Annotated in this window: 5 protein-coding genes; all 5 read left to right on the forward strand. The window is 40.0% G+C overall.

The window, feature by feature from the left end; translation table 11 throughout:
• Positions 1–5 precede the first annotated feature (5 nt).
• Complete coding sequence (locus MS6x_RS12190; RefSeq protein WP_482602410.1) at positions 6–2,387, forward strand: ABC transporter permease; 2,382 nt, start codon at positions 6–8, stop codon at positions 2,385–2,387.
• Between the two features lie 20 nt (positions 2,388–2,407).
• Positions 2,408–4,810, forward strand: coding sequence for an ABC transporter permease (locus tag MS6x_RS12195; protein ID WP_482602412.1), 2,403 nt, complete (start codon positions 2,408–2,410; stop codon positions 4,808–4,810).
• 35 nt (positions 4,811–4,845) lie between these two features.
• Entirely contained in the window at positions 4,846–7,278 is a 2,433-nt protein-coding gene (locus MS6x_RS12200) for an ABC transporter permease (RefSeq protein ID WP_482602414.1), read from the forward strand.
• A gap of 407 nt (positions 7,279–7,685) precedes the next feature.
• Complete coding sequence (locus tag MS6x_RS12205) at positions 7,686–10,103, forward strand: ABC transporter permease (RefSeq protein ID WP_482602416.1); 2,418 nt, start codon at positions 7,686–7,688, stop codon at positions 10,101–10,103.
• Positions 10,104–10,224: 121 nt separating this feature from the next.
• On the forward strand, positions 10,225–12,654 hold the full coding sequence (locus tag MS6x_RS12210; protein WP_482602418.1) for an ABC transporter permease: 2,430 nt from the start codon (positions 10,225–10,227) through the stop codon (positions 12,652–12,654).
• Positions 12,655–12,665: the final 11 nt, after the last annotated feature.

The following is a 12,665-nucleotide window of genomic DNA, read 5'->3' on the forward strand; positions in this document are numbered from 1 at the left end:
CAGTCATGTTTAAAAACAATCTTAAAATCGCTTGGCGAAATCTCTGGATAGATAGAGAATATAGTCTTATTAATATTTTTGGTTTGGTTGTTGGGATTACGTGCAGCCTATTTCTCATTTTGTACGTGTTGGATGAATTAAGCTATGACCGCTACAACGAAAAATCGGAGCGGATGTATAGAATAGTCTCCTATATTCAAGAACCGGAGCGGGATATGAAAATGGCCAACACACAGTTTCCGTTAGGACCGGTACTCCAAACAGAATTTCCCGAAGTTGAGCAATCTGTTAGGGTGGTAAGGGAGAATGAACTCTATTATGAAGTTGGTCAAAACCAATTTTCCGAAGCAAAAATTTACTATGCGGATGAAAATATTTTCGAGGTGTTTACCTATCCGTTTATAGAGGGATTAGCGGATAATGCCTTGATAGAACCTAATTCTATGGTCTTGACCGAGTCCATGGCCAAAAAATATTTTGGAAGTGTTGCTGTAATAGGGCAGACAATAAAAAACAGTAGAAACGAATTATTTACGGTGTCTGGTGTTATCGCTGATATTCCTAAGAACTCACACTTTATTGCAGACGCATTTATTGCTTCCAAGACACTTCCCGAAGACTTTTCAAACTCTTGGGGACAGTTTGGCACGTATTATACCTACGTGCTATTAAAGCCCAATACCGACCCCATGGTGCTTCAAGACAAGATGCTCTCCCTTTACGATTCGTACATGGCAGAGATTTTTGAACCCTTCAATGTTAAGATTCATTATGGTGTCTATCCTATAACTTCAATTCATTTAAAATCTGATTTTGAGGGTGAACCAGAAGAAATAGGTAGCATGTCCTACATCTATATTTTTGCTATTGTCGCCTTTTTTATGTTGCTTATTGCAAGCATAAACTATATGAACCTTACGACCGCAAGAGGTGCTGGCAGGGCAAAGGAAATAGGAATACGCAAGGTAGTAGGTTCCAACAGGAGGCAACTGGTAAAACAGTTCATTTTAGAATCGATTTTGGTTACTGCTATTGCTACCCTATTAAGTATTCTTATGGTTATTCTTCTGTTGCCCTATTTCAATGATATCTCGGGCAAGATGTTGGATATAGGAATACTTTTAAACCCTACCATTGTTTTGGTTTTAGCTGGTATTGTTTTTTTGGTAGGCTTTATAGGGGGCAGTTACCCTGCAATTTACCTTACCGGCACCAGTGCTATTAATGTCCTTAAGGGAAAATTGGCAAAGGCGTCTAGCAATGCTATTCTTAGAAACGGACTGGTTACGGTTCAATTTACCATTTCAATGGTAATGCTCATCTGCACGTGGGTGGTTTACAATCAACTGGATTTTATGAGGGATAAAGATTTGGGATTTAACTCCGAGCAAATTATTTCTATGGATATAGACCCTGTAAAAAATCCCAACGGGAAACTTACAACGTTTAAAAACGAAATGAAAAAGCGTCCGGAAATTCTTATGGCAAGTATTTCGGAGTCCGCCCCGGGCAAAGATTCAAACTTTAACTTGTTTACGGTAGAAACCAATGACGGTTTTATTGAAAAAGGATTAGACGTATACGGTGTGGATGAAGCGTATTTTGAAACCTTGGGCATTAGATTGATAGAGGGAAGGAACTTTTCCCCGGATATACCTGCCGATACCTTAAATAATCTTATTGTGAACAAAGCTATGGTAAAGGCCTTAGGTTGGGAAAAGGCCCTAGGTAAGAAGGTAACCAATCCTGGCGGGGATTTTGAACTTGAGGTTATTGGAGTGATAGACGATTTTAATCAAAAATCCTTGTATAACCCTATAGAGCCCTTGATTTTGGTTTACAGGCCTAAAGCTTCCGGGTTGCTTCTAAGGATAGCGAGTACCGATATTTCAAAAACCGTGAACGCTCTTGAAACATCATGGCAACAAATGTTTCCCGATACACCTTTTGAGTATAATTTTTTGGATCAAGAGTTTAATTCCCAATATGGTGCCGATCAAAAAAGGGGGCAGATTTTTACCGCTTTTTCGGCATTGACCATTCTTATTTCTTGTCTTGGCCTTTTTAGTTTGGTCGCTTTCACGACCCAGCAGCGAAGAAAGGAAATCGGTATACGAAAAGTAGTAGGGGCAAACATTTCCGATATTGTAGGTCTCATCATCAAAAGTTTTATGGTTTTGATAGTACTTGCCTGTATATTGGCATTTCCCATAGCCTATTATTTCATGAACAAATGGTTAGAGGTGTTCCCCTATAAGACAGACTTAAAGATATCTACGTTTCTGTTTTCAGCCTTGGTAATAATGACCATAACCCTTCTTACTGTAAGTTTTCATACCATAAAATCTGCCATGGCTAACCCCGTAAAAAGTTTACGCACAGAATAAATAATCAAAAAACGAACATCATGTTCAAAAACTATTTTAAAATCGCTTGGCGAAACCTTTTGAAGAACAAAGGGTATTCTATTATTAATATTGGAGGTTTGGCCATTGGTTTAGCCTGTTTCCTGCTGATTGCCATTTTTATATCCAACGAGCTTTCGTATGATACGTATCACGAAAAGAAAGATTCCATTTACAGGGTAATTCATCATTCAAATGCTGCTAATCCAGATGATGCTTGGGTGTGGGGCAATGCTCCGATTGGTCCGGCGTTACAATCGGATTTTCCAGAAATTATTGAAAAGACACAGTTTTCCGGTAGAAGTGATATCCTGTTGGAGTACAATAACCGTAAGTTTCAAGAAGGGGAATGCTTTTATGCAGATGCCTCCGTTTTTAATGTCTTTAGTTGGCCCTTACTCAATGGGGATGCTAGAACCGCCCTAGAGGCTCCCTATTCCATTGTTCTAACTGAAAGCACGGCAAAAAAATATTTTGGCAATGAAAATCCTGTTGGTAAAACCATCGAAGGTATTGGTGGTAGGGCAGCAGATGGAACCTACACCGTTACAGGTGTAATGAAAGACATTCCTCAAAATTCCCATTTCAATTTTGATGTACTCATGTCCATGAGTAGTTTTCAACAGACCAGGCCCGAGATTTTCGATTGGTGGGGCTATGTTGATTTTTACACCTATCTCTTGGTTGCCCCGAACTTTGATCAAGCTGCATTTGAGTCCAAGATTCCAGGTTTTTTAGAAAAACATATTGATTCGGAAGAAGCTGAAGAGTATTACTACAACTTCTCTTTGGAAAACATGAACGAAATATATCTGTATTCTACTGCAGATCGGCAACCGGGCGAAACGGGTAGTTTATCCAATATCTACATATTTGCTATCATTGGACTCTTTATTTTAGTTATTGCCAGCATCAATTTTATGAATTTGTCCACTGCACGTTCTTTAGAAAGGGCAAAAGAAGTGGGGATACGTAAAGTAATTGGTGCGGAACGAAGGGGCCTAATATATCAATTCTTAGGGGAATCGTTGATTTTGGTGCTGATTGCCTCACTTCTTGGTCTTGGTCTAGCATTTATAGGCGTACCATGGTTGAGCTCGTTAACAGGTAACGTATTTACGATGGCCTCTTTTATGACCGTGCCTATCCTTCTGCTTTATTTTGGAACGTCTTTGTTGACCGCGCTTGTTTCGGGCAGTTATCCAGCTTTTGTACTTTCTGGGTTTAGACCGGTCAGCGTACTTAAAGGCGCCTTTAGGACATCGCCTCAAGGGACCAACCTTAGAAAAGGCTTGGTCGTGCTTCAATTTAGCATATCCATTGCTCTTATTGCCAGTACGGTGGTGGTATACTACCAACTTGGGTTTATGCTAAATAAGGAGATGGGCTTTGATAAGGAACAACAATTGATATTGGACTTTAATTGGGACAACGAGGTACTGAACAACGCTGAGGCGATTAAAGGAGAGCTCTTGGCGCTAGCTGATGTGAGCTCAGTTTCCCTCTCAAGAACGGTACCCAGTAGTCACTTTCCTGCTGCGGGAACAGACATAGAAACGTATGAGGGAAATATGGAGAATTTTTCCCCCTACATCTACGAAGTTGACAATAATTTTATTCAACACTATAAAATTGATGTGGTAGCCGGCAGGGCATTCTCTCCAGATTTTCCGGCAGATAGTATTAGCTCTCTCATCATAAACGAGGCGGCCGCTAAAGAATTCGGATATACGGACCCAAATCAGATTATCGGAAAAAAGTTTCAACAATGGGGGCGCGAAGGAACCATCGTGGGGGTAGTCAAAGATTTTAACTATATCTCGCTGCACTCGGAGGTCGCACCGCTTACCATAAGGCAAGTGCCATACGGAAGGTACCTTTCTTTACGTGTCAGCTCAACTAATTACACCAAAGCGATAGCGGCAATAAAAAACAAATGGAGTCAATTGGCTCCGCATAGACCGTTCCTATATAGCTTTTTGGATGATGCTTTTAACAAGCAATATGTAGCTGATATACGTTTTAGAAAATTATTTACGATATTTTCTTGTTTGGCCATTTTTATTGCTTGTCTTGGTCTATTTGGATTGGCAACCTATAGCGCAATGTTGCGAACGAAGGAAATTGGTATACGAAAGGTGCTAGGGGCCGAAGTCTCCAGTATAGTTACCCTATTGTCCAAAGATTTTATTAAACTGGTAGGTATTGCCATTCTTATAGCCATACCCTTTTCTTGGTACGCTATGCGACAATGGCTTAATGAATATGCCTATAGTATTGATGTGGAATGGTGGGTATTTGTTCTAGCTGGGGCAATAGCGCTTTCGATTGCGATAGCTACCGTTGGTTTCCATGCGTTTAAATCTGCCAATAACGACCCGGTGAAAAGTTTACGTACCGAGTAAAGCAGACATATCATCAAAATTAAAAAAAGAGAATCATGCTCCAAAACTATCTCAAAATCGCTTGGAGAAACCTTAGGAACAATACGTTTTATTCCTTGATAAATATCGTAGGAATGACCGTGGCCATGATATGTCTGCTCTTTGCTGGAATCTATTGGAACGACGAACGTCATTTTGATGATTTTCATACAAATAACCCCAATTTATACAGGGTTACCACGAATTTTGTGGAACATAAAGGGGCCATTGCAAAAACCGTTGGTGCAACCGGACAGGTTCAAGGGAAGGCCTTCAAGGATGCCATACCTGAAATACAGCAATATGTTCGTGTGATGGGCGGTGAAATCTACAACGAGGTTACTACAGAAGATAAGACCCTTAACTTAAATATCCTTTTTGTAGATCCTAATTTCTTTGATGTCTTTACCTTCCCATTAGTCCATGGCGATAATACTGCGGCGCTAGCCGATCTGAATTCGGTAGTAATTTCAGAAAGTACAGCGATGCGACTTTTCAATTCTACCAATGTGGTCGGTGAGGTATTGCAAATGAACAATGACCCATCTTTTCAACGTTTAAAAAAACCTTTGGTGATTTCTGCCGTTGTCAAAGATGCTCCTAATAATTCTTCCATTCAATTTGAGGTTTTACTCCCTTTCAGTTTTTTAGAACTTTCTTTTGTAGATGCCAATTGGCTCAATGCGTATTTGGGAACCTTTTTGGTCTTGGAACCTTCTTCCAACCTAGAAGCGGTGATACAAAAATTTGATCGTGTTTTTGATGTGTATGCCAAAAATCAAGTAGCGCAGGAAATGATGCGTTATGGTTTCAATTCCAACATCAGCTATGGGTTACAGAACATCGAAGAAATACACCTAAATCCCCTTTTGAGTGGTGATAATTTCAGTATTGAATCGGGTGCTGGGGTAAATGCGAGCAATCCGATTTATTCCATTGTTTTTGCTGCCATTGCCCTACTTATTTTAATCATGGCGGCCATTAATTTTATCAATATAAGTATCGCTTCGGCCATAAAAAGAGCAAAAGAAATAGGAGTTAGAAAAATAACAGGGGGCAATACGACTCAAATCGTTTTTCAATTCCTTGTGGAATCGGCCTTGCTTTGTGGGATTTCATTTTTAGTTACTATGGTATCACTAAAACTACTGACCCCATTTTTCAATGCTTTGACCGGTAAACAGTTTGAGTTTGTCCAATTGCTCAATCTTGAAACCGGAGGCTTCCTCTTTTTAACTTTTGCGGTGGTTATCTTAATTACCGGTCTTTATCCGGCTTTTGTACTTTCCAGGCTAAATCCATCAGAGGTCCTTTATAATAAGTTGAAATGGAACAAGAGGAATGTAGCCGGCCGTGGTTTGGTTGTCTTTCAATTTTCTTTGGGAATCTTTTTACTCATTGCAACAATCGTTTTCCATTCGCAGATGGATTATATACGTACCAAAGATTTAGGCTACAGCCCCAACCAAATCATTACCACCACTATTTCAGGGAACAGGGATTATGACGCCATTGGCAAAGTATTAAAACAAGAATTGTCGAAACAAGCTGCAATAGCCACTGTTTCTTACGCCCGTAATTACTTTTCGACTGGGGTAACCAGCAACGACCGGCAAATCGAAACCGCTTTCATGCAGATAGATGAAAACTACTTGCCCGCTGTTGAGATTCCAATACTCTTGGGGCGTAATTTTTCTAATGATTTTGCAACCGACCCTACCACTTCAGTGATTGTGAACGAAACTTTCGTAAAAGAATTCAATTTATCCGAACCCATAGGGCAAAGGATAGGGCTTATTGAAAATGATGAAGGAAACCAGATTAAAACCATAATTGGAGTGGTGAAAGACTTTCATTTTGGTTCATTAAGGGAGCCTATAGCCCCTATGGCCATGTCTATGTTGCAAGTTCCTATTGGCGATATCTTGGTTAAGTTTCAAAAGTCAAAAAAAAAGGAAGCCATACAGGCGTTGGAAAAAGTGTACAAGACTATAATGCCAAAGGCGGTGTTTGCCTACAATTTTTTAATTGTGCAGAATGCCAAACAATACGAAAAAGAACAGCAATGGCAAAAACTGGTAAATATAGCTACGATACTTTCTTTACTGATCTGCTGTATGGGTTTGTTGGGCATGGCTCGCCTAGCTATAAATCAACGTGTTAAGGAAATTGGAGTTAGAAAAGTGCTAGGGGCAACGGTTGTACAAATAGTAAGGTTGAACACCACCGGTTTTATGAAACTGGTAGGTATTGCTTTTGTAATAGTAGCTCCCGTTTCTTGGTTTGCAGCTGATTTTTGGCTTCAAAGTTTTGCGTATAGTATACCCTTATCCTTTTGGTTATGGGTATTGGCGGGAGGGATTTCGATTCTTATAGCAGCTTTGACCATAGGCATTCAAGCGATAAGGGCAGCGAGGGCAAATCCCGTAAAAAGTTTGCGTACGGAGTAGCCTCCAACCCCCAAAGGTGAAATCGTTTATCGGTATGGGTAAAAGGTTGTTTAAAAAACCTACTCCCTTTTTTCAAAGGGAGGTGACGGCCTGCTGACGTAGGAATCATGTGTTGGGAAGGTTAACACAAATGAAAAGAATAGTCGGGTAAATTGTGTAAATGCCGCTAGACTAAATCTCCTTTTTCTCTGTCAAAAGCAAATTCATTACTCAATTTGTAAGAAGAGAGGCACTTAAAAATTTCAAATTAAGCGTAACGCTGTAAAAATTATATACATAACGTGTAAAAAAATTTTACAGTCGGTGTTATATAGTTGTATATAACTATTTGATATACAGATTATTGAATGTGTGGCATGAATATCGATTCGTGTTTTATTCATCACATCAATCAAAATTAATCGATCATGTTCAAAAACAACTTAAAACTTGCTTGGAGAAGCATTAAAAAGGACAAACTCTTCACTACAATTAAAATTGGAGGGTTTGCGGTCGGTATCGCTGCCTGTCTCTTAATAGCCTTATTTATTCGTGATGAAGTTAGCTATGATCAGCATTACGAAAACAAGAACCAAATTTACAGGGTTGTGATGCAAGGCGAGTTTCAAGGAGAGCTTTTCAAAAGTACCCATTTTCAACTGCCCTTTGCCGAGGCCCTACAAACCGATTTTCCTGAAATACAGAAGGCCGGCAAAGTAAATACAATTGAAATTTTCGGCGCTGGAAAGCGTGGCATGCGTTTGCAAGGAGAATTACAGAATAATTTTGAGGAAGGTTTTATTTTAGCTGACCAAGGAGCCTTTGATATTTTGGAACTTTCATTGGAGCAAGGTAATCCAGAGATTGCTTTGACAAATCCAAGAAGTATGGTGCTTTCCAAGGCTAAGGCCGATAAGTACTTTCCAAGCGGAAACGCCCTAGGGCAAACCATCATTCTAGATAATAATGATGCCAAACCGTATCGGATAACTGGGGTCATGAAAGAGGTGCCTAAAAACTCCCACCTAAATTTTGATTTTGTCCTACCGATTGTGGATACAAACGGCGGTTGGACCAACCAAAACTACTTTACTTATGTTTTAGTAGATGAGCGAGTTAGTATACCCGAACTACAGCTAAAAATGAAATCCATTGTAGAGAAATATATTATTCCTGCCCAAATGGAACGAGGTCGTGCCCCAGATTTTATTGAGGTACTTCGTGGAATAGAATACAAACTACAGCCTGTGACCGATATTCATTTGTACTCAGATATTAAAATGGGAGATGGTCTTAAACATGGGGATATCCGCTTTGTTTGGTTGTTTGCTGCTATTGCAGGTTTTGTTCTACTATTGGCCATCATTAATTTCATCAATCTATCCACCGCAAAATCTGCCAATAGGGCCAAGGAAGTTGGTCTTCGGAAAACCGTTGGTGCTTTCAAGTACAATCTTGTTTCCCAGTTTCTTACGGAATCCGTAATTTTCAGTGGTATCTCTTTTGTACTTGGAGTGCTCATCGCCTGGCTATTACTTCCGTATTTCAATACTATTGCCGCTAAGAGCATTACCATACCATGGATTGCATGGGGATTTATACCTATGCTACTGGTATCTTCACTTTTGGTTGGAGCCATCGCAGGATTATATCCGGCTTTTTATTTATCCGCCTTCAGACCTGTAGATGTACTAAAAGGCAGCCTCAGTATTGGTAGTAAAAGTGGAAGATTACGAAGTGGTTTGGTGGTGTTTCAATTTACGACCTCCGTTGTTTTGATTATTGGGACGTTGATTATTTATAAGCAAATGGATTATATCTTAAAGAAGGAATTAGGATATGACAAGGAGCAGGTGGTTATTTTGGAAGGAACTGGCGTTTTGGGTACTAATACTGGTACATTTAAAGAACAACTTTTGGAACTACCACAAGTAAAGGAAGTAACTATTACGAATTATTTACCCATAGATGGTGCGAATAGAAATGGGAATACTTTTAGAGTGGCGAACGAAGGTAATGAAGGCACTAGTACTCCCGCTCAAATTTGGAGGGTAGATTATGATTATTTAAAAACACTGGGCATACAACTAAAGGAGGGAAGGGATTTTTCAAAAGAATTCGCTTCTGATTCAACAAATTCAATTATCATTAATTCAAAAATGGTTGCAGAAATGGGACTTGTTGATCCTTTGGGCAAGCAAATAAACAATAACGATCGAGACTGGACTATTATCGGTGTTGTAGAAAACTTTCATTTTAAGTCCCTAAAGGAGGATATTGCCTCCTTGTCTTTGGTTATTGGTGCCGATAATGGAACCATATCCATAAAACTCGAAAAAGGGAATGTCAACGAAGCTTTAGCGGGAATAACGGCAATATGGAGTAAGAGTGTACCCAACCAAACTATTAATTATAGTTTTTTAGATCAAGAGTTTGCCCAAATGCATGCAGATGTGCAGCGCATGGGTAACATTTTTAACAGTTTCGCCCTCTTTGCGATTTTGGTAGCTTGTTTAGGCCTATTTGCTTTGTCCGCATTTATGGTGGAACAACGGAAAAAGGAAATAAGCATCCGTTTGGTCTTGGGCGCACCCTTCAAAAGCATCTACCGGCTGCTGACCATGGATTTTATGAAACTGATTTTAATCTCCATTGCAATAGCCATACCCTTGGGTTGGGTTCTGATGAACCGTTGGTTAGAAGATTTTGTATATCGGGTGAGTATTGGTTGGGAACTATTTATAGTTGCCGGCGGTATTGCGCTCGGCATAGCCATCTTAACGATTAGTTATCAGTCGGTTGCAGCAGCGCTTATCAAGCCTTTAAAGAGTTTGAGGGCGGAGTAAATACGAACTTATCTATCGTTATCTCAAAATTCAATACTCAAACAAAAGTAGATGAATAGTGGGGAGTTTTAAGCTTAAGAACAGGTTCCTGTGTATACAGGAATGAAATAGAAATATCATCATGCTAAAAAATAACTTAAAGATCGCTTGGAGAAGCTTAAAGAAGCAATCCTTTTTTACCCTGTTGAATATCTTTGGTTTGGCCATCGGTATTACCGGAGCCCTTCTGATTTCACTTTATGTGTATGACGAACTGAATTACGATACCATGTTCGCAGATGTAGATCGCATTTACCGTATAGATGCGGATATTAAATTCGGTGGTGCAGAAATTAAAGCTGCTGAGGCCGCTGCACCCATGGCAGCGGCCTTGGAAAAGGACTTTCCTCAGGTAGAACAAACCGTTAGATTACGCACTAGAGGTAGTGCGCTGGTAAGGCCTGAAGGTGAGGATGTAAATGCGAAAGAAACGGATATTGCCTTTGCCGACGCCTCCTTTATCGAGTTTTTTGGCATCGATATAAATTCCGGTGATGCTAAGACAGCCTTGGCAGAACCCAATACCGTAGTAATTACACAAAAAGCTGCAACTAAGTATTTTGGTGAGGAAAACGCTTTGGGAAAACGGCTGTTGCTCAATAACACCAGTACTTTTACCGTAAGCGGAGTCATAGAAGATTTACCTAAAAATTCCCTTCTACGTGATTATACCATGTTTATGGCCATGGAAGGTCATCCTGCGGCAAAAGAAAATAATTGGGGAGGTCACAATTTTTTCACGTTCATAAAACTGATACCCGGCGCTAGTATTAAAGAGTTTCAAGAACCGCTTCGTGGCATGCTGGAAGATTACATGCTGCCATGGGCCCAGGAGTTTTTTCCGGGAATGACTGCAGAGACTTTTGCTGCCTCAGGTAATTACATCCGCTATCATACCATACCCTTACGTGATATTCATTTGTATTCCCAAAGGGATACAGAAATGAGCGCTAATGGGAGTATCCAAAACGTTTATATTTTATCTTTTATAGGTTTGTTTCTTATGATTTTGGCAAGTGTTAACTTTATGAACCTCTCCACCGCACATTCACTAAGGAGAGCTAAGGAAATAGGTGTTCGAAAAACATTGGGATCAAATAAACGTAATCTGATATGGCAGTTTTTAACGGAGGCTATACTCATATCTGTATTGGCCCTTCTGGCCGGGATTTTATCAAGTGCTTTGATGCTACCGCTCTTTAATGAGTTATCAGGAAAAGATATTTCCATTCCCTTCACAAGCCCCATATTTTGGGCAAGTGTTCTAATTGCAACACTTTTATTGGGACTATTCTCGGGAAGTTACCCCGCATTTTTCATGTCTCGCTTTGTGCCGGTTGATACCTTAAAAGGAGGGCAAAGCGGTGTTGGAGGTGGAAAAGTGCGAAATGTCCTAGTCGTTTTTCAATTTGCTATTTCTGTATTCCTCATTGTTAGCACGCTGGTGGTTTTCCAGCAATTAAATTTTATTCAGGGAAAGGATCTTGGTTTTACTAAAGATCAAGTGGTAATTTTGGACGATACCAATAGTTTAGGAAGTCAGCTCAGAGCGTTTAAGAATGAAGTAACGAATCTAGGACAGGTTGAAAATGCTACGATAAGTGGATTTCTTCCAACCCCATCATGGCGTTCCGATACTTCATTTTTTAAGGAGGGTTCAAGAGACCAAGAGAATGCCATGCAAATGCAAGATTGGCAAGTAGATACGGATTATTTAGCTACCTTAAACATAGAATTAATCGCTGGACGCGATTTTAATGAAAAATTAGTAGGCGATTCACTGGCAATTATCATTAACGAAGCTACCTTGCCCATTCTTGGGGTAAGTGCACAAGATGCTTTGGGTATTCGGATTTCGGATGATGTGGACGTGGCCGACCCTCCATTTTACACCATCATCGGTGTAGTGAAGGACTTTCACTACGAATCCCTTCGGGATAAAATTCAACCCTTAGCGATGTCTTTGAGTAACGGGACGGGAAACTTGGCGATTCGCTTAAAAGCGGGAGACTTTTCTGGGGCTATTTCCAACATTGAAGATGTATGGAACAAGATGGCTCCCGGCCAACCTTTTAACTATCGATTTATGGACGAGTCTTTCAACACAACCTACGATGCCGAACAGCGTTTAGGAAAGATATTTACGGTATTTACTTTCTTGTCTATATTGATTGCCTGTTTGGGACTTTTTGGATTAGCTGCTTTTAACGCTCAAAAACGTACCAAGGAAATTGGGATACGTAAAGTGCTAGGCGCTAGTGCAGGTCAAATCAGTTATCGATTGACCACGGACTTTTTAAAGATGGTAGGTGTTTCAATTCTAATTGCGCTGCCTTTAGGATGGTTTGTAATGAATAAATGGCTGGAAGATTTCTCCTATCGAATTGAAATCGCCTGGTGGGTGTTGGCTTTGGCAGCTTTTTTGGCGGTTGGAGTTGCTATTTTAACCGTAAGCTATCAGAGCATTAAGGCGGCTATCGTGAATCCTGTTAAAAGTTTGCGTACGGAGTGAAACATTTACAA

Source organism: Maribacter sp. MS6 (genome assembly GCF_056839185.1).

What these genes read in the sequence shown, in the direction of transcription:
- MS6x_RS12190 (WP_482602410.1), top strand. Translation starts at nt 6, where the DNA reads ATGTTTAAAAACAATCTTAAAATCGCTTGGCGAAATCTCTGGATAGAT.
- MS6x_RS12195 (WP_482602412.1), top strand. Translation starts at nt 2,408, where the DNA reads ATGTTCAAAAACTATTTTAAAATCGCTTGGCGAAACCTTTTGAAGAAC.
- MS6x_RS12200 (WP_482602414.1), top strand. Translation starts at nt 4,846, where the DNA reads ATGCTCCAAAACTATCTCAAAATCGCTTGGAGAAACCTTAGGAACAAT.
- MS6x_RS12205 (WP_482602416.1), top strand. Translation starts at nt 7,686, where the DNA reads ATGTTCAAAAACAACTTAAAACTTGCTTGGAGAAGCATTAAAAAGGAC.
- MS6x_RS12210 (WP_482602418.1), top strand. Translation starts at nt 10,225, where the DNA reads ATGCTAAAAAATAACTTAAAGATCGCTTGGAGAAGCTTAAAGAAGCAA.